This window comes from Aeromonas sp. R3-1 (genome assembly GCF_040908345.1).
Taxonomy (GTDB): Bacteria; Pseudomonadota; Gammaproteobacteria; order Enterobacterales; family Aeromonadaceae; genus Aeromonas; species Aeromonas veronii.
On sequence record NZ_JBFODN010000262.1, the window covers coordinates 1 to 19,353 of the forward strand.

Sequence of the window (19,353 nt, forward strand, 5' to 3'; positions counted from 1 at the left end):
TGCTGGAGCGTTACGGAAAAGGCGTAAATATCAAAACATGTTTGCATGAGGCGCTGGGGCGCCCCATGCAACACGTAATTGGGACATAGCCTAAATAAAAGGCTATGTCCTAAGGAAGGTGCGAACAAGCGGCTCGCACCTTCACCACGAACTCTTTGTCCGCATTTGAAATGATCATCACTTCAAAACCTGACTTTTTGCCGCAAGTATTCGGCTATTAAGCGCCAGTTAGCCTCATTTTCGAGGCTTATCTCGATTTTTGGGCACAGCTATACCATGCCCGTATCATCTGGTCCACGCGAAACAGATTCGCCAGCGTAAACAACATCGCCAGTTGGTTGTCGTTCTTGCGCAGCCCCTTGAACCGCACCTTCACAAAGCCAAACTGACGTTTAATGATCCGAAACGGGTGCTCCACCTTGGCGCGGATGCTGGATTTGAGCCTCTCAAAGGCAATCACAGCCTTGTTTTTGCGCGGATGCTTTTTGAGCTCCTTGAGCCTGCCAGGTCGCATCGCAATCGCCCATTGTGCCTTTACATCCGCCAGCTCTTCACGATTTTCCGCACCCTGATATCCTGCGTCAGCGAACACAAATGCCTCCTCGCCATGGAGCAGATTTCCCACTTGATTGAGGTCGTGCTCATTGGCTGCCGTGGTCTCCAGAGTGTGCGTCAGGCCGCTCTTGGCATCGACACCGATATGAGCCTTCATGCCGAAGTACCATTGATTGCCTTTCTTGGTCTGGTGCATCTCGCCGTCACGCTCGCCACGCTTGTTCTTGGTTGAGCAAGGGGCCTCAATGAGAGTAGCATCGACCAACGTGCCTTGCTTCATCATGATGCCGGCGTCAGAAAGCCACAGGTTGACGGCGTCGAAGAGCTGCCGGGCCAGCTGGTGCCGCTCCAGCAGATGGCGGAAATTCATGATGGTGGTGCGGTCGGGGATGGCCTGGTCCAGTGAGAGCTTGGCAAACAGACGTATTGAAGTAATCTCGTAGAGCGCATCCTCCATGGCGCCATCGCTAAGGCTATACCACTGTTGCATACAGTGAATGCGCAGCATGGTATCGAGTGGGTAGGGACGACGGCCATTACCTGCCTTGGGATAGACGGGCTCGATGACCTCCAGCATCATTGCCCATGGGAGCAACGCCTCCATACGAGCCAGGAATAACTCCTTACGGGTTTTGCGGCGTTTGCCATTGAACTCGCTATCCGCGAAGGTGAGCTGATGATTCATGCTGAACCTCATAGCAGGCGCCAAGTGGCGCTCACGATCTCACATCAGGGATTTGTTCGCACCTTCCCTATGCAGTGACCGAGCGGATGGCGGAGCATAAATAGTCGAGTTTGATCACTGTGCTTGTTCAGCCTTGATTCACCAGCAATACAATTGATAACACTTTTCATTACTCTTACTGCGTTATAAACTTGCTCCCCCCGGGCTGCCCCGCCCGGGTGCTGGAGCCTTTATGACAAGCCTTTCTCTCTCACCCCGACAATTCTGGCAGTGGCTGGCCTACCACCATCAGGCCGCCGAGGGCACCCTCTATCTGATGTTCTTCTCCGGCCTGCTGCTGTGGGAACCGCTGACCCCGCTCTGGTCGCTGGCACGCTGGAATCTGTTTTTCCATGTGATGCTCTCGCTCACCCTGTTTCCCCTGCTGTTTGGCGCCTTCTGGCTCTCCCACCGCAGCTTGTTGAACCGCAGCAACAAACCCTTTTTGCGCACCACGGGGCGGATTATCGAAGCCCTGCTGCTGATCTGTCTGGCCAGTGGCCTGCTGCTGGTGCTGCACGGCACCCCGGGCGATGCCATGGGCAACCTCGCCAGCTGGGCCCACTGGTTGAGTGCATTGGCGTTAACTCCTCTGGTGCTGCGCCACGCCTGGCGCTGGACCATCTTGAAATGGCGCTCCTGATCCCATGTTGAAGTCATCGTTCTCTGCATATTTATCACCCCTGCTGGCCCTCATCTTGCTGCTGACCAGCCACTTTGCCACTGCCCAGCAGATGGGCGCCGGGATGATCGCCTATGAGGAGGGGCAAAGCCCGCGCCTCGTCACCGCCAACCTGAGCGCAGGTTCCGTCACCCTGCTTGAGCGCGATAGCGGCAAGCGGCTCAAAGAGGTGCAGCTGGGAGGCGATCTGCGCCAGCTGGCCCGCGCCGATGACGGCACCCTGCTGGTCACCGACTACAGCGGCGATCGCCTGCTGCTGCTGGATGATGATCTCGATCTGGAAAAGACGATCCCCACCGGCCACCGCCCCTATGGGGTCATCTTCGATGCCAAGCGGCAGTGGTTCTGGGTCACGCTGTTCGAATCCGCTCGCCTGCAAGCCTACGACACCGCGGGCAACCTCCAGCTGGATGCAGAAACCGCCGAGACTCCCCGCGGGCTGGCATTGACCGACGACGATCGCCTGCTGCTGACCCACGCCATGACCGGCCAGCTTACCATCTATGATCTCGCCAAGCTTGGCCACGGCACCAAGGGCACCTCTCTGTCCGAGACTGCCCTGCCCAAGCCCAAACTCATTACCCTGGCCGAGACCCATAGCGACACGCCGAGCGACTCTCAGGGATTGCCGCACCTGCTCGATGGCATCGCCCTCTCCCCCGATGGCAGCGAGGCCTGGTTGCCTCATGTGCTGTGGAGCTTCGATCACCCCTTCCAGTTTCAAAGCACCGTCTTTCCGGCGGTCTCCATCATCGATCTCGATGAGGAGAAAGAGCGGGTCGATGAAAGAAAACAGCTCTTTTTGCAAATCAACCTGCCAAGCGTCGGCAACCGCAGCCAGATCGTCTCCAACCCGTTCGCAGCGCGCTTTGCCGCCGACGGCAAGCGGGTCTATCTGACCCTGGCGGGCTCGGAAGATCTGCTGGTGTTTGATCTCTCCCGCAGCGGCAAATCCAACAACAACCGCCACCGCCGCAAGAAGTTTCAGGGGGGCGCCAAGGCGACCCAGCTCTTGCGTCACCTGCCGGGCCAGAATCCGCGGGATCTGCTGATCGATGGCGACCATATTCTGGTGCACAACGCCATGGGGCAGGATCTCACCCGCCTCAATAGCGGCGGCAGCGGCCCGTTTGCCCGGGTCACGGTCGATGTACCCCACTTCGCCAAACTGGTAGAGACGGATCCCCGCCCCGAGCCGCTTCAGCGCGGCGAGCGGCTATTCAACCTTGGTAACACAGCGTCCAACTCACGCTTCCCCATGGCGGGGGACAACTGGATGAGCTGCAACTCCTGCCATCTGGACGGGTTCAACTTCACCAACCGCTATCTGATGGCGGCTCATCGCCAGAAGAGCGGCGACAACGCCATCAACGGCCACGCCAACCTCACCAACATGGTGGCGGGGGATTTTGTCGGCGAATACCTGCGCATGACCCAGCAGACCCAGGGCGGCATGGGGCACGACACCCGCGATGGGGCCGAGGCAGTTGACCCCGCGAGGCCCCAACCGGAAGTGAAAGCGATGATGGAGGACTTACACGCTTTCGTCACCGCCGATGGCAACCTCCCCTATCTCGCCAACTGGCTGCGACTCGATGCCCCGCGCACGGATCCCGCCAAGGCGCCGACCACTCACCCGAAGGCGTGGCTCAACTCCGCCTCCTGCCAGAACTGCCACCAACAGGCGTTCAAGGATTGGAGCGAGAGCAACCACCGGCTGATGGGCAACTCCCACCCCTACTACAAGGTGGTACAGGCGCTGGCCCGCGAAACTGAGGGCGAAGCCTTCGGTCAGTGGTGTCAGGGCTGCCACATGCCCCAGCAGGTGATGACCGGCCAGCTAGATCTGCCCAAGGGCTCCCACATGTTCGAGCAGGGTGGCGCCTCGCTGATTGCCGCTCACAAAGCGGGCGAACCTGTGGTGGAGGAAGGGACCGGCTGTGTGCTCTGTCATCGCATCACCAAGGTAGAAGACGCGGGCGGCAACAGCGCCTTTACCGTGAATTTGAAAGACCGTGAGAGCTATGTGTTCGAGGATGCCGCGGGCGGCAGCCTCCAGCACTGGCTGGCCGAGCGGCAGATCAACGCCCGTCCGGCGGCCCACAAAGCCTCCTATCAGAAGGATTTCTACCGCGATGCGGCTCTGTGCAAGTCGTGCCACAACGAGTTTGCCCCGGGCACCGGCGCCAATATCGTCAACACCTGGGACGAGTGGGAAAAATCCAGCTTCGCCAAGGCCGAGGATCCCGCCAAACGACGCACCTGCATCGACTGCCATATGAACCCGGAGCCGGGCAATGGCGGCGCACCGGTGGCGGGCCAGTCCACCGAAAACGGCACCATGAAAGCGCGGCTCTATCGCCACAACTTCACCGGCGCCCAGCACCAGCTGGTTGGGCTTCGCAACCCCGACCTTGAACAGGAGAGTCTGGCCCTGCTGCGCTCCAGCGCTACCCTCTCCGCCCGTATCGAACAGGCGGCCGATAGTCAGCAACTGGTGGTGCGGGTCGCCAATACCGGCGCGGGCCATGCCCTGCCCACTGGCGTAGCTGATTTTCGTGAACTCTGGCTGGAGCTGACCGTCATCGACGCCACCGGCAAGGTGGTGCTTGCCAGCGGCCAACCGGTGGATGGTGCTGTCCCTGAGGATGCGCGACTGTTCAGAAAAGTATTCGGCGATGCCGAGGGCAAGCCGGTAGGGCTCAAGTTCTGGCGTTACGCCAAACTGCTGGAAGATACCCGCATTCCGGCCGATGGCTGGCGCGATGAAGTCTGGTCGCTGCCCGCAGAAGCCCAAGGGCCCTTCAAGGCCGATATCAAACTCAATTTCCGCACCTACCCCAAGTGGGTCAATGATGCAGTGCGCGCCGCCGAGCCGAACTTGCCGGAGCCACCTATAGTGCTGCTCACGCGTCTACAACTAAATCGGTTGCAACTCACCTTGCAGCCTCTCCCCGTCACGCCCGCTACGGAGCCTCAATCCTGATGTTTGCAAGTTTTCTGATTACCCTGCGCGAGGGGCTGGAAGCCTTCCTGCTGGTCGGCATCTGCCTCTCCTACCTCGCCAAGCTGGGGGCGAGCCGCTACAACAAATTCATCTATCTGGGGGTGGGGCTCGGCCTTATCGCCTCTCTTGTCGTCGCCTTCCTGTTCCAGGTGGTGGTGAGCCAGTTCGAGAGCGAGCGTTACAACCACCTCTTGATGGCGGGGATCCTGATCTTCGCCACCTTGGTGCTCACCTATATGGCGATCTGGATGCAAAAGCAGGCCAAATCCCAGGTGGGAGCCATGACGGCGCGCATCGATGCGGCCATTGATGGCGGCAACCTGTTTGGTCTGGTGCTGCTCGCCTTCCTCGCGGTGATGCGCGAAGGGTTTGAAACCGTGCTCTTCTTCTCCGCCCTGCTCTACTCCGGGCAAGGGGTGGATCTGCAATCCGGCCTGATGGGCGCGCTGGCGGGGCTGCTGGTCTCCATCGCGCTGGTGTGGGGGCTGCTGCGCTCCACCCGCAAGGTGGCGCTGGCCCCTTTCTTCCGCTGGACCGGCCTGCTTATCATCATCATCGCCGCAGGTCTGCTGTCGTCCGCCGTCAACATGTTGCAGGCGGCAGACATCATCACCTTCTGGACCACGCCGGTGTTCGACATCAGCCATATTCTCGACGATCAGGGGGTATTTGGTACCTTCCTGCGCGCCCTGTTTGGCTACAATGCCTCACCCGCTGGCTTGCAGCTGCTGACCTGGGCCCTCTATCTGGCGATCTTCGTTACCCTCTGGCAGCGCAGCTATCGCCCGCAGGTGAGCGCCGCATCCAGCAAGGGCTGAGCCAACACGCCCTGTGGCAACAAGGCCGCGGGGTAACAACACTATTCGGGAGCCGCGCCTTGGCGCGGTTCCCTTATCTATCAAGCAGTTTCGGAATAGGTCATGAGCGATAACAACAAGAAAAGCATTGCGGTGCTGGGTGCCGGCCCCGCCGGTTTGATGGCTGCCTGGCGCCTGCGCCGCGCCGGTTTTGCAGTCACCCTGTTCGAGCAGGAGCCGGTGGTCGGCGGCATGTGCGCCACCCAGACCTTCAAGGGGCACGATGGGAAGTATCGCTTCGACTACGGCGGCCACCGCTTTATCACCAAGAACCCCGAGCTGCTCGCCTTTATCGACGAGCTGATGGGGGACGATCTGCTCCACGCCGAGCGCAAGAGCGTGATCCGCTTTGGCGGGCGCACCTATGACTACCCCCTGAACCTCCCCAACCTGCTCAAGACGGCGCCGCTGGCCCTGATGGCCGGTGCGGTAAAAGACTTGCTGCTGTTGCCCTTTAGCAAGAAGCCGGACGATTTTGCCAAGGCGAGCTTTGCCGAGTGGATCCAGAGTCACTTTGGCCGCACCCTCTACCGTCAGTTTTTCGAGGGCTACACCGGCAAACTGTGGGGCATCAACCCGGACAAGCTCTCCGCCGACTGGGCTGGCCAGCGCATCAGCCTGATCGATCTCAAAGACGTGGCCCGCCGCCTGCTGCCAAGACGCAACGGCAGTATCTCGGTGCGCACCTATGCCCGCAAATACCGCTACCCCAAATATGGCTTCGGCCAGATCTTCACCACTCTGGGGGAACGGCTGGTGGCAGAGGGCGTTGAGCTCAAAACCGGCGCCACCATCACCCGCCTTGAGCAGGCCGATGGCCGCATCGAACGGGTTTATTGGAGACAAGATGACGTTGAGCAGAGTGAGCAATTTGATCAGGTGATCTCCACCCTGCCGCTGCCGCTCACCTGCCAGCATCTGGGCTTGCCGTGCGATCTCCAATACCGGTCGCTTCGCTTCGTCAATATGCCGCTTAAAACAGAGAACCTGTCGGACAACACCTGGCAGTACCTCTCCGATCCCCATATTCTGGCCACCCGCTTGCAGGAGCCGCGCCGCCGCAGCCCCTTTATGGCCCCCCAGGGTCAGACCTCGGTGATGCTGGAAATCCCCTGCAACCCGGGGGATGCCACTTGGCAGGCGCCGCTCTCTGATCTGCGCGGTCGGGTCACCGCCGATCTGGCCAGCCTCGGCGTCGATACCGCCAAGCTTGGCGATGAGACCTTCGAAGCCCGCAGCGAGTACGCCTATCCGCTGATGGATCTCGGCTATCAGGCCCGTCGTAACGAAGCGATCAAGGCGCTGATGCCCATCACAAACCTCATCATGACCGGCCGTCAGGGGACATTCCGCTACATCTTCACCGACACCGCCATGGAGATGGGGATGATGGCGGCCGACATGGTGATCGACGGGGTGGACAGACGTCACGCCATCTTTAACCATCGCAACGAAAACACCGTGATCGAAACCCAGAGCGTGGCCTGATGGCCGCGCCATTGGCATAAGTAAGGAGAACAGGATGACCATCCGCCCGGGTTTACTCGCCCTCACCCTGCTGCTGACACTCAGCGGGCAGGCACAGGCTTACTCCTACGCCGCCGCCGGCAAGGAGCCACTGATCGACGCACGTGAATCGCTGCTTGGCGCCGCCACTGACGGCAAGGATGCCAGCGCCACCTTGAGCGAGATTGCCGACGAGCTGAGCTATCTGGAACAGCACCACAAGGTGGAGCTGCAAGGGCCGCTGGCCGCCGCCATCAAGGCCAAAGATGCCGCCGCCACCGCCGCCCTGCTCAACCGCGCCTACAAGGCGGAGATCGAGCGCCGCCTCGAAGGGGCCAGCCAGAATCTTGGCGACTACCAGACCGCCAAGGTGCTGGTGGTCAAGAGCAAGCGCTTCCTCGACTTGATCCTCCCCTCCCTCAATGAAGGGGATCGCAAGGCGGCCGAACAGGCGCTGGCCAAAGTGCTGGATGCCATCGGCAACCCGGGGGTATTCGGGGTGGGCGCCAAGCCCGCCGACGCCGCCGCCTTTAGCGATGCAGAAAAAGCGCTGATGGCCGTGCTGGCGCCGCTTTGATGGCAACCTGCCAATCATTGCGCCACCTCGCTGTGACACACGGTGGGTTTCGCTGCGCTCTACCCACCCTACGCACGGCCTGCCGATAAATGCACCCGAACGCCGGTTCGCCCCCTTCTCCCCCTTCTCCCCTTGCGGGAGAAGGGCTGGGGATGAGGGGTAAGGTAATGGCCCAGCGTTGGCCTTCCCCCTGCTCCACCACCATTTGGCTGCTCATTCTGCTGCAACTGGCCTGGCTTGGCTGGCTGCTGGCCTTCCCGGTGGCCCTCGATTCCGATGATGCCCTCAATTTCGCCCACGGGGTGACGCGCTTTAGCGTGCTGGAGTTCTCCCCCCACTTTCCGGGCTACCCCGCCTTTATCTGGCTGGCGCGGCTGATCAATCTGCTGGTGGACGACCCGGCCCGCGCGGTGCAGTGGGCAAGTCTGCTCGGGAGCAGTTTGCTGGCACCGCTCGCCGCCTGGCTGACGGTGAGGCTGTGGCAACGGCCAAGCCTGCTTGCCCCCATCTGGCTGCTGGTGCTGGCCCTGCCGCTCACCCCGACGCTGGCGCTCTCCGGCCTTTCGGATGGGCCGGCGCTCGCCGCCTGGCTCGGGACGCTGCTGGCCTTGCAGCAGCGCAGAATTGCGCTGGCGGGTCTGCTGCTAGGCCTTATGCTGGCACTGCGCCCCTCCTACTTCGTGTTGGCGCTGCTGCCCCTGTGGCTCGGGCTGGCGCAGCAGGGCACCCGCATCAGGTTTGTGCTCCCCATCATGCTGGTGGGGCTTATCAGCCTGCTGTTTGTCTGGCAAGCCGATGGCTGGGCCTATTTCAGCGAAGGGCGGCGCTTTACCGACGGCCACTTTACCCTGTGGGGCAACACGGCAGCGGCCCATGGCGATCGGCTGCTCAGCTGGGCCCGCACCTTCAACGATCAGCTCACCCCGCTCTGGCCCTTGGCTGTCGGGGCGCTGCTGGTACTGCCGCTTTGGCAAAGATCAAAAAACCACCCTGCCGCCCTCCCCCCACTCTGGACGATCTACTGGCTCGCCCTGCTGCTCTGGACCCTGTTTGGCCAGAATCCCGACAATCCCCGCCATCTGGCCCCTATCACCCTGCTCGGTATTGTGCTGCTGGCAGCTTGGCTGCCGCGCCGTGGTGAGTGGGTGGTCGCAGTCGCCGGATTGCTGCTGCTCGGCGCGACCTTCACCCTGCCCCGTCCGCCCGCCATGGTTCAGGCAGCAAGGCTGGCAGAAACAGCATGCCCGGCGCTGGTGACCCAGTGGGGGGTAAGGTTGCTGCGTGAGACCACGGCACTGCCGGTGACCGATGGCTGGTACAAGGGGGATGCGGCGCTGGCGCTCTCTCAGGGAGCCTGCCGCCTCAGTCGCCGACCCATCGCCGCGAGCGAAATGCCCACTGCGGTGCGCCAGCACTGGTTTGCCCCACGCTTTGCCGCCGAGCCCGGACTCTGGCTCGCCATTCCCTCGCTGCAGACACCCCATAGGGAAAGTGACAAAAAACATAGATAGAGCACAAAAAACCGCCAAGACAACTAAAAAAGAGGGGAACAACTCGGGTACACTCACTGCGCATCCATAACAGACGAGTCTCCTTATGCGTGTAACCAGAGAGTGGCTGTGGGTTTTGTCGGTGCTGACCGGTGCCTGTGCCCTCCTGTTGCTGCCATTCTGGCTGCGCGGCGGTAGCCAAGGCCATGATCTGTTTCACCACCTGCTCTCCGGTCACTTCTTTGCCGTGCAACTGTGGCAAGGTGAGCTCTATCCGCGCTGGTTGATGGAGATGAACGGCGCCTTTGGCAGCCCGGTCTTTTTCTTCTATCCCCCCCTGCCCTACTATGTGAGCGCCCTGTTCGCCGGCCCTACCCCACTGGCCCACGAGGCGATGACGCCGCTGCTCTGGAGCAGCAGCGTGGCACTCTGGCTCTCCGGCCTGTTTGCCTATCTCTGGTTGCGCCCCTTTGCCGGCCACGGACGGGCGCTGGCGGCCAGTCTGCTCTATATGGCGCTGCCCTATCATCTGGCCATCGATATCTACGCTCGCTTTGCCCTGGCGGAGAGCTGGGCCTTTGTCTGGGCACCGCTGGCACTGCTGGCGCAGGATCGCCTCTGCCGCGGCGCCCCCTCTGCGCTACTGCTGCTCGCACTGGCCGTCTCCATGCTGACGCTTTCCCATCTACCAAGCACCCTGCTCATTCTGGGCTTGCTCACCCTGCGCAGCCTGCTGCTGGTCTGGCGCTACAAGGGGAGCATAGCGCTTAGTGTCCCTGTCACCGCCTCCCCGCTCATTGGCACCCTACTGGGCCAGCTCTGGGGGTTGGCGATGGCCAGCCTGTTGCTGCTGCCCGCTCTGCTGGATCAGGGGGGGATCTCCATGGAGCAGATGCGCACTGGCATGTTCGAATTTCAGCGCAACTTTCTCGATCGTTTGCCCCAAAGCCGTGATGACTGGCGCTTTCGCGGCCATCTCGCCTGGCTGACGCTGCTCACCCTGGCTCTGCTGCTGGTAGCTTGGGCTGCCGCCCGCGAGCCGCGCCATCCCGAGTTGCTGCTCTGGGGGGTCATTGGCACCCTGAGCTTTCTGATGATGCTGCCACCAAGCGAGCCCCTGTGGCACCTGCTCACTCCGTTGCAACTGGTGCAATTTCCCTGGCGTCTCAATCTGCTGCTGGTCATCGCTACCGTCGCCGTAGTGGCGCTGGGTACCCCCACCTATCGCCCGTGGCAGTGGGTCTGGTGGCTACTGCTTGCCCTCACCCTGCTCTCGCAGGGACTCTATGTACGCGAGGCGCCGCTCACCCAGGCTCCCGTAAAGAGTCAGCTCGACGGGGAGTTCGACAGCAAGCGCAGCGCCCGCGAATACCGACCAAAGCAGGTGCCACGCGGCATGTTTGCCCCCACCCTGCTGGCCTGGAAAGAGGAATTCCAGCCCGCCATCACCAGCGACCATCAGGGGGTGAACTGGCAGATCCAGCGCTGGCAGCCTCGTCATATCGAATTGACGGTGGATGCCCCGGCCCCCGCCAAACTGATCCTGCACCAGTTTGATTACCCGGGTTGGCAGGCAAGGCTCGACCAGCGCCTGCCGCTGAGCGTCAGCAGTACCCGTAACGGGCTGGTACAGGTCTGGGTGCCCGCCGGACAACACAGCCTCACCTTTACCCTCACCGCCCGCTGGCCGGAGCGGCTCGGGTACGCCATCTCGTCGCTGGCCTGGCTGCTCTGGCTGGGGGGAGTGATCCGCGCAGTGCGCCCCCATGACCGCAAGCGTGCACCCCAAGGTGCCTGAATGGCCGGGCACCTCCCCCTTTTGAGGGGGCAGGAACGTCATGCCGAGCGGGGACAAACCTGATAGACTCGCCCTTCTCCCTTTTTCAACCAAGGTTCACCAGCGGATACCCTATGCCCCAATCGCCAACAGCTCAGGCTGCCGCCCTCTCCCCCCGTTTCCTGTTTATCCTGCTCGGCGCTCTGGCGGGTCTGACCCCGCTGGCGGTGGATATGTATCTGCCCGCCATTCCGGCCATCGCCCGGGATCTGGCCACCAGCATCGACGGCGCCCAGCTCACCATCAGCGCCTTTCTGGGCGGCTTTGCCATCGGTCAGCTCTTCTACGGCCCGCTGGCTGACAGCTATGGCCGCAAGCCGGTGATCCTGGCGGGGCTCATCATGTTTGCCATCGCCTCGGTGGGCTGCGCCATGGCGGACTCCCTGCCCGAACTATTGGCCTATCGGATGTTGCAAGCGGCGGGCGGCGCGGCGGGGTCGGTAGTGGTCAATGCCCTGCTGCGCGATCTGTTCGAGAAGGATGCGTTTTCTCGCGCCATGTCGTTCGTCATTCTGGTGATGACGCTGGCGCCTCTGGTGGCGCCTGTGGTGGGCGGCTATATCAGTGCCCACGCCGACTGGCGGGTAATCTTCTGGCTGCTGGTGGGGATCAGTCTGCTGATCTGTCTGGTGATGCAGTGGAAAATTCAGGAAACCCTGAAACCGGAGCACCGTCAGCCCCTTAATCTGGGCCAGATCCTCAAGAACTACTGGGGGGTGCTCTCCCATCGCGGCGCCATGGGTTATGTGCTGTGCGGCTCCCTCTCCAGCTCCGGCATGTTCGCTTTCTTAAGCGGCTCCCCTTACGTCTATATCGAGTACTTCAAGGTGCCGACCGAGCACTACGGCTGGCTGTTTGGCCTCAATATCCTGCTGATGATGGTGGTCACCTTCGTCAATAGCCGACTGGTGAAAGGGGTGGGTGCCGAGCGGATGCTGCAATACGGCCTGCTGGTGCTGCCCTGCGCGGGCGCCCTGCTGGTCTACAACGCCTGGAGCCAGACCGGCGGTCTGTGGGGCATCGTCATTCCGGTGGTACTGTTTGTCGGCCATATCAGTCTGGTGGGCGCCAACGCCATGACCGGCCTGATGGGCCACTTCCCGCAATCTGCGGGCACCGCCTCGGCACTGGCGGGCACCCTGCGCTTTGGTATCGGCGCCCTGGTCGGTATTCTGGTCAACCTCAATCCGCCCCACTCGCCGCTGCCCATGGCCATCGCCATCGCCTGCTGCGGCGTGGGCTCCACCCTGAGTTACTGGCTGCTGACCGGCAAGCGAGGCAATTGATCCCCTCCCTCCTGTCAGGAAAACGAAAGAGGCTTCCGTCAACGGAAGCCTCTTTTCGTACTGGCGGCCGGACGTTCAGAACTGGGCACTGTTGAGCCAGAGGTGCGCCCCTATGCTCACCAGATAACCGAGCAAGATGGCAGGCAGCCACTTCAGGTGGCCGAAGAAGGTATACATGCCGTGGGCCTGTCCCATCAGGGCCACCCCGGCCGCAGAGCCGATGGAGAGCAGGCTGCCGCCCACTCCGGCAGTCAGGGTCACCAGCAGCCACTGCCCCAGCGCCATATCCGGGTTCATCGACAGCACGGCAAACATTACGGGAATGTTGTCGATGACGGAGGACAAGACCCCGATGAAGATGTTGGCCATGGTGGGATCCCCAGCGTCATACAGCCAGTGTGACACCAGCTCCAGATACCCCATAAAGCCCAGCCCACCGACACACATCACCACCCCGTAAAAGAACAGCAGGGTATCCCACTCCGCCTTGGCCACCTTGTTGAACACATCAAATGGCACAACAGAACCCAGACTGCGCAACCGCACCTCATCGCCATTGCGTTCATAGAGCGCACGCTTGCGGGCAAGGGATCGTGGCAGCGACTTGCGCAAATAGAAGCCGAAAAACTGCAGATAACCGAGCCCCAGCATCATGCCCAGTACGGGTGGCAGATGGAGGAAACTGTGGCATAGCACCGCCGTGATGATGGTCAGCAAGAACAGCGCGACGATGCGACGGGCACCCCGCTTGAGATCGACCACCTCGTTATCAGCCTCCGGCACATGACGCGGCACCATCAGGCTCATCAGGATGGCGGGCACCAGAAAATTGAGCAGAGAGGGGATCAGCAGGGTGAAGAACTGGCCAAATTGCACCTTGCCCGCCTGCCACACCATCAGGGTGGTGATATCGCCAAAGGGACTGAACGCCCCTCCGGCGTTGGCGGCGATCACTATGTTGATGCAGGCAAGATTGACAAAACGCCGATCTCCGTTGGCCACTTTCAACACCACGGCACACATCAAGAGCGCTGTGGTCAGGTTGTCTGCTACCGGCGAAATACAAAAAGCAAGTCCGCCGGTCAACCAGAACAGGGTGCGCAAGTGAAAGCCGGAGCGCACCAGCCAGGCGCGCAGGGCATCGAACAGCCGCCGGTCCTCCATGGCGTTGATATAGGTCATCGCCACCAGCAGGAACAGCATCAACTCGGCATATTCCAGCAGGGTATGGCGAAATGCCTGCTCGGCGACAGGGCTCATCCCCTGCTGTGCATAGGCGATACCGATCAGGATCCAGATCACCCCGGCGGCCACCAGCACGGGTTTGGACTTGCGCAGTTGCAGATACTCTTCGGCCATCACCAGGGCGTAGGCCAACACAAACAATCCGACACAAAAAAGTCCGATTGAGGAGGATGTCAACAGAACAGGGCCACTACTGGCATGGGCGGGAGGGATAAACAGGGACAGCAGCAAAATAACAGGGGTGAGCGCAGACATGGTCTCTTCCTTTTAGAACCATCTGGCAATGATGCTAGCACCTGGATGAAAAGAAAAATTCATCCAGGTCAATTAACGCTTAATTGGTTTGCTGTCGAAACGCGGGATTATTTCTTGCCGAAACCCGACTGCTTGAGGGTATAGCCTGCGCTGTTTTGCCAGGCATCCAGACCGCTGCGGTTATTGCCCGCCACCAGACTGGCCGCCAGACTCGGGCTGTTGAACAGCTGATCGGCGGTAAAGACAAAGCCACCCTGACTGCGGGGCACTATGACCCCCTTCTCCAGCAGTTCGTGACGCAGCTCGATCACCGCTTCACGCAAAGAGGCGGCATCCTCGCCATTGGCGGTGGAACCGGCCAGCACCATAAAGCCCGGATTTTGCCGCTTGCCCACCGGATAACCGTGGGCCTCGGCCCCTTTGCCGTTGAAGTGGTAGAGCTCGCGCTCCCCCGGCCGGTTGTCGGAGAGTGCCTTTTGCAGGGTCATCAGCTCGTTGTAGATCTCGATGGGGACGACGGCAGCCTGCTTGTTGCCCTTGCTATCGATGATAAAACTGACTTGCTTGTGTAACATCCTTGCTCATCCTGTGACCCATGGAAGCCCCTATTCTAACCACCTCGGGCAAGCGGGATCCAGCGAGGATCCACTGCTCTTTTGCCGCCTTGATCACTAACTGGCACTCTTGATCAACCGTAAGGGGTGTTGATCAATGCTGGCCGTGCTAGCGTACCAAGCATGATGAAAGCCATTGACCATCAAACGGTTATCCCATGCTGACCCTGCGCAACCTCTGCAAGTGCTTCGATAACGGCAGTGAACGACTGCCGCTGTTCCACCATCTCGATCTCGCCCTCCCCGCTGGCGAGATCACCCTGCTGCTGGGTCAAAGCGGCTGCGGCAAGTCGACCCTGCTCAATCTGATCGCCGGGCTGATTGCACCGGACGAGGGGGAGATCTGGCTGGGGGAGACCCGGATCGACAACCGCTCACCCGACGAGCGGGCGCACCTGCGGGGCCGCCATTTCGGTATCGTCTATCAGGATTTCAACCTGCTGCCGACCCTGAACGTGGCCGAGAATCTGGCCCTGCCGCTGGCCATCAACGCTCTGCCACCGGATGAGGCCAGGATTGACCAGTTGCTGCGACGGCTCGATATGAGCCACAAGCACCATGCCTGGCCGGAGCAGCTCTCCGGCGGTCAGCGACAGCGGGTGGCGCTGGCCCGCGCCCTTATCCATCAACCTAGTTGGCTGCTCGCCGACGAACCCACCGGCAGCCTCGATGAGCACAATGCCGAACAGGTGATGGCGTTGATGGTGGCGGCGGTGCGCGATACCGGCGCAGGCTTGCTGCTGGTGAGCCACAACCCCGCTTATGCTGCCCTGGCAGACAGGGTGCTGCGCCTCGAAGGGGGGCAACTTATCGAGCTCAAGGGGCCCCGTCATGACTAAACGGCGACTGCAACTGCCGGGAGCACGCTGATGCTGCCACTCAAAGCGCTGCTGCGCCTCTATCGCAGCCACCCCTGGTTGCTGCTGATGAGTCTGGCCGGGCTGGTATTGGGGGTGTCACTGGTGGTGGCCATCGAGCTGCTCAATCACAGTGCCCGCACCAACTTCGTCGCCGCCCGTAGCCAGCTGGCAGGGGAAGCCAACTACCGGCTGGCCCCTGCTGGCGGGCTGGATGAGCAGCTTTACGTGCAGCTGGTGACCAGCCAGCCCGCCCTCGATGCCATGCCCCAGCTCCATGGCTGGCTCAAGGATGAAGAGGGGCGCAGCTTTCAACTGCTGGGAATGGATCTCTTCAACCCCGGCCCCCTGCGCCAGCTGTTTGGCACCCAACCCGCGAGCGAACCCGCCTTTTCCCTCAACCGTGCCGACAGCATCTGGCTGGCTACCCCTGAGGCAGATCGCCTTGGCTGGCAAGCGGGCCAGAGCCGCCGTTTTGTATTGGGCGGCAGCGATGGCGCCAGCGCCCGCCCCCTGACCCTGACGCTGGCGGGCACCTTTGAACCGGGCGCCGTGCCCATGGAGCGACTGCTGATAACCGACATCGGCCTCGCCCAACCGCTTCTGGGCAAAGCGGGTCGGCTCGATCGCATCGTCTTCAAGCTAAGCGAATCAGAAGCTCGCACACTGCAGGCCACCCTGCAAACCGATTACCCTCACCAGCCCTTGTGGCTTGAGCCCATTAGCCCGGCGCTCGATGCCAGCCAGCTTGGCGATGCGCTGGCCCTCAACCTGACGGCGCTCTCATTGCTCGCCATGGCGGTGGGATTGTTTCTGGTGTTCAACGCCCAGCGATTTGTCCAGAGCGTGCGCCGCCCCCAGCTGGCCCAGTTGATCATTCTGGGGATGGGGCCGAGTCGGGTGCTGCGCTGGCTTATCCTGGAGCTGCTTATTCTCGCCACGGTAGGCACCCTGCTCGGGGTGCTGCTCGGCAGCCTGCTGGCGCTGGCCCTGATGGGGCAGCTCACCCAGGCGCTGGCCGATCTCTATGGGCCCAACCCCATCGATCTGTTGCGCCTCTCCCCTGTGAGCCTGCTCAAGGCGCTGTTGATCGGGCTGCTCGGCACACTGGCCGCCAACCTGCCCGGTTGGTGGCAACTGCTGCGCCAATCCCCCCTCGAACTGCGAGCGGGAAGCAGCCGCCCCCCCGCTCACCCGTGGCGACGGCGCGTGCTGGCCATCGCCATCTTGCTGCTGTGCGCCCTCTGCCTGTGGCTGCCGCAAACCGGTCTCACCGGCGCCCTCTTTATCGCCGGCGGCTGGCTGCTGGCCATGGCGCTCTGGCTGCCCGATGCCCTGCTCGGCCTGCTTGGCTGGTTGCGACGGCGCGCGGGCGGCCCCCTCACCGCCCGGCTCGGGGTGGCCGAGACCCTCTATCATCTCGATCGCACCGCTATCGCGGTGATGGCATTGCAGTTGGCCATCGCGGCGGCAATCGGCATCGGGGTCATGGTGTCGAGCTTTCGCTCAAGCGTGGAGATCTGGCTCGGCCAGCGTCTGGCCGCTGACCTCTATGTCACCGCCCCCAAGGGGGTAGCGGGCAACAAGGGCACCTTGAGCGACACCACCCTCGAGACCCTGCTCGCCAATCCGCTGGTGAGCGCCGCCTCGCGCCGCTCGGTGCACCCCGCCCGCTGGCAGGGGCAGCCCATCGAGTGGGCGCAGATGGACTTTATCCCCCAGCTGAAAGCGGCCTATCCGCTGCTGGCCGGACGCTGGCCGACCCGCACCGACGAAGTGCTGGCGAGCGAACCCCTGACGGTGCGCCTCGGGGTCAAGGTGGGCCAGACATTGGCGATCAGCGGCGAGCAGGGGCCAAGGCAGTTCACCGTCACCGGCGTCTATCAGGACTACGGCAGCGACAAGGGGCAGATCCTGCACGCCTTCGAGGCGGGGGCGGTGCAATCCCTCGCCCTCTTTAGCAACGACCCCGAGCAACTGGCCGACCGTCTGCGCGAGCGCTTTGGCGAGCAGCTCAATCTGCTCTCTGCCCCCGCCATCCACAGCGCGGCCCTCAAGGTGTTTGACCAGACCTTTGTGGTGACCGAGCTATTGAAACTGCTGATCCTCGGCATCGCCTTTGTCGGCATTGGCTCGGCCTTTATGGTGCTGGGGTTGGCGCGCCGTGGCGAGCTGCAGACCTTGCAGAGTCTGGGCTTGAGCCCCCGCCACTGCCGCCAGCTGCTGGTGTGGCAAGGGGCAGGATTGGGGCTGCTCACCGCCCTGCTGGCCCTGCCGGTGGGATATGGCCTTGCCTGGGTGCTGATCGAGGTGGTTAACCCCCGCGCCTTTGGCTGGCGCCTCGCCTTCGAGGCCGCTCCCCTTCATGCGGTCACCGCCCTGTTGCTGGCGCCGGTATGTGGCGCATTGGCCTCCTGGTATGCGGCAAGGAGAGTGGTATGACATATCGGTTAGCGCACTGGCTCAGCCATGGCTTGAAGCTCCCATTAACCACGTCCCTCTCTCCGCCCTTTCTTCAGCGCAGAGAAGATCACAGTGCGGCATTGAACCATCCCCTCTCCCTTTGGGAGAGGGCCAGGGTGAGGGGAAGCTTGTCCTCTTTACGGTTCCTGTGGCTCGCCACCCTCTTGATCCCGCTGATTGCCATAAGCGGCAGCGCGCAGGCCAGCGATCTGGGCGCCCTGCTCGGCGGTGGCAACGACAGCTTTAAAAAGGTGCAGCCGGGGCAAACTATCCAGCTGCCGGAGGATCACGCCGCCCACCCCGCTTACCGCTCCGAGTGGTGGTATCTCACCGGCAACCTCAAGGATGAGCAGGGGCGTGAATATGGCATGCAGTGGACCCTGTTTCGGCAGGGTATCGAGCAAGAACTCCGCACCAGCAACCCCTGGCTCACCCCCCAGCTCTGGCTGGCCCAGTTTGCCATCACGGATCTCGACCGTGGCAGCCACCAGCAAGATGAACGGGCCAGTCGGCAGGGGCCGGGGCTGGCGGGGGCCAGCGGCGGCCAATATTGGCTCAGGGAGTGGCGGCTTGCCTCGCAAGGGGCGGCGCTCTTCCCCGCCACCCTCAAGGTGCAGAGCAAGATTGGCGAGCTGAACCTCACCGTCACTGCCGCCAAGCCGCTGGTACTGCAAGGCAAGGCCGGTTACAGCGAGAAGAGCCCGGGCAACGCCTCCTTTTACTACTCCTACCCGCGCCTGCATTTAAGCGGCACCCTGACTCGTGATGGCGAGACCCGCACCGTCACCGGACAAGGGTGGTTTGATCACGAGTGGAGCAGCTCGGTATTGGCCGAGTGGCAATCGGGCTGGGACTGGTTTTCGCTGCAACTGGCCGATGGCCGCGAGCTGATGCTGTTTCGCCTGCGCACCAAGCCGGGACGCACTGAGCCAGAAAACCGTTACGGTATTTTGATTGAGCGGGATGGCAGCAGCCGGGTGCTCGCCCCCGACGCGATTCGCCTTACGCCGGGCAACACCTGGCGCGGCCCCAAGGGGCAGGATTACCCCGTTGAGTGGCAGCTAAACGCCGCCGGAATGAGCCTCACCATCAAAGCCCGTCAGCCCAATCAGGCCATGACAGGTCGTTTTGACTACTGGGAGGGAGCTGTCTCTGTCTCGGGGGATGCCAAGGGGGTCGGCTATCTGGAAATGACGGGGTATTGAGTGAATTTACCTATCCATAACTTTTACTGTCGTGGAAATAAACTCGTCAATATAACAGTAAAATCACCAGAGGCTTCGAGCCTTCCCATCTTTTGGGAAGGTAAACATTGACGATACTGTTATGACTGTCACATTATTGTTGTTGAACTCTCTTTTTATTTAATTTAACCTAAATATCGGCTTATGGGCAGAT

The 19,353-nt window shown here is 61.8% G+C and carries 14 protein-coding genes; 11 read left to right on the plus strand and 3 right to left on the minus strand.

Annotation, left to right across the window (positions count from 1 at the left end):
• Positions 1 to 247: 247 nt before the first annotated feature.
• Positions 248 to 1,240 carry an IS5 family transposase gene (locus AB5Y85_RS18120; protein ID WP_103252525.1) on the minus strand — a complete coding sequence of 331 codons (993 nt, stop codon included), beginning with the start codon at positions 1,238 to 1,240 and terminating at the stop codon, positions 248 to 250.
• A 232-nt stretch (positions 1,241 to 1,472) separates the two neighbouring features.
• On the opposite strand from AB5Y85_RS18120, the gene AB5Y85_RS18125 reads away from it, so the two are divergent.
• From AB5Y85_RS18125 to AB5Y85_RS18160, 8 genes are all read left to right on the plus strand, one after another.
• On the plus strand, positions 1,473 to 1,922 hold the full coding sequence (locus AB5Y85_RS18125) for a hypothetical protein (RefSeq protein WP_005352687.1): 450 nt from the start codon (positions 1,473 to 1,475) through the stop codon (positions 1,920 to 1,922).
• A 4-nt stretch (positions 1,923 to 1,926) separates the two neighbouring features.
• Positions 1,927 to 4,947 (plus strand): YncE family protein, encoded by a 3,021-nt coding sequence (locus tag AB5Y85_RS18130; RefSeq protein ID WP_257687472.1) that lies wholly within the window; start codon positions 1,927 to 1,929, stop codon positions 4,945 to 4,947.
• On the plus strand, positions 4,947 to 5,786 hold the full coding sequence (locus AB5Y85_RS18135) for an FTR1 family protein (RefSeq protein WP_100645635.1): 840 nt from the start codon (positions 4,947 to 4,949) through the stop codon (positions 5,784 to 5,786). Before AB5Y85_RS18130 ends, AB5Y85_RS18135 begins: the two co-directional genes overlap by 1 nt.
• A gap of 102 nt (positions 5,787 to 5,888) precedes the next feature.
• Positions 5,889 to 7,313 (plus strand): NAD(P)/FAD-dependent oxidoreductase, encoded by a 1,425-nt coding sequence (locus tag AB5Y85_RS18140; protein ID WP_257687471.1) that lies wholly within the window; start codon positions 5,889 to 5,891, stop codon positions 7,311 to 7,313.
• A 34-nt stretch (positions 7,314 to 7,347) separates the two neighbouring features.
• Entirely contained in the window at positions 7,348 to 7,908 is a 561-nt protein-coding gene (locus AB5Y85_RS18145) for a hypothetical protein (RefSeq protein WP_257687470.1), read from the plus strand.
• Positions 7,909 to 8,075: 167 nt separating this feature from the next.
• Positions 8,076 to 9,419 carry a hypothetical protein gene (locus tag AB5Y85_RS18150; RefSeq protein WP_257687469.1) on the plus strand — a complete coding sequence of 448 codons (1,344 nt, stop codon included), beginning with the start codon at positions 8,076 to 8,078 and terminating at the stop codon, positions 9,417 to 9,419.
• Positions 9,420 to 9,504: 85 nt separating this feature from the next.
• Positions 9,505 to 11,196, plus strand: a complete 1,692-nt coding sequence (locus AB5Y85_RS18155; RefSeq protein WP_368221922.1) for a hypothetical protein — start codon at positions 9,505 to 9,507, stop codon at positions 11,194 to 11,196.
• 113 nt (positions 11,197 to 11,309) lie between these two features.
• Positions 11,310 to 12,521 (plus strand): Bcr/CflA family multidrug efflux MFS transporter, encoded by a 1,212-nt coding sequence (locus AB5Y85_RS18160; RefSeq protein WP_257725019.1) that lies wholly within the window; start codon positions 11,310 to 11,312, stop codon positions 12,519 to 12,521.
• Between the two features lie 75 nt (positions 12,522 to 12,596).
• Here AB5Y85_RS18160 and nhaD read toward each other — a convergent pair whose 3' ends face one another.
• Both nhaD and AB5Y85_RS18170 read right to left on the minus strand, forming a co-directional pair.
• Positions 12,597 to 14,021, minus strand: a complete 1,425-nt coding sequence (nhaD, locus tag AB5Y85_RS18165) for a sodium:proton antiporter NhaD (RefSeq protein ID WP_058060016.1) — start codon at positions 14,019 to 14,021, stop codon at positions 12,597 to 12,599.
• A gap of 107 nt (positions 14,022 to 14,128) precedes the next feature.
• The gene (locus AB5Y85_RS18170; protein WP_005333716.1) at positions 14,129 to 14,596 is read right to left on the minus strand and encodes a DUF4357 domain-containing protein; all 468 of its coding nucleotides are present in this window, start codon (positions 14,594 to 14,596) and stop codon (positions 14,129 to 14,131) included.
• Between the two features lie 197 nt (positions 14,597 to 14,793).
• Here AB5Y85_RS18170 and AB5Y85_RS18175 point away from each other — a divergent pair, with 197 nt between their 5' ends.
• From AB5Y85_RS18175 to AB5Y85_RS18185, 3 genes are all read left to right on the plus strand, one after another.
• Positions 14,794 to 15,474: an ABC transporter ATP-binding protein gene (locus tag AB5Y85_RS18175; RefSeq protein WP_368221924.1), complete on the plus strand. Its 681-nt coding sequence runs from the start codon at positions 14,794 to 14,796 to the stop codon at positions 15,472 to 15,474.
• A 30-nt stretch (positions 15,475 to 15,504) separates the two neighbouring features.
• Positions 15,505 to 17,934 (plus strand): FtsX-like permease family protein, encoded by a 2,430-nt coding sequence (locus AB5Y85_RS18180; protein ID WP_368221926.1) that lies wholly within the window; start codon positions 15,505 to 15,507, stop codon positions 17,932 to 17,934.
• Between the two features lie 185 nt (positions 17,935 to 18,119).
• Positions 18,120 to 19,160: a lipocalin-like domain-containing protein gene (locus tag AB5Y85_RS18185; protein ID WP_368221933.1), complete on the plus strand. Its 1,041-nt coding sequence runs from the start codon at positions 18,120 to 18,122 to the stop codon at positions 19,158 to 19,160.
• Positions 19,161 to 19,353 lie beyond the last annotated feature (193 nt).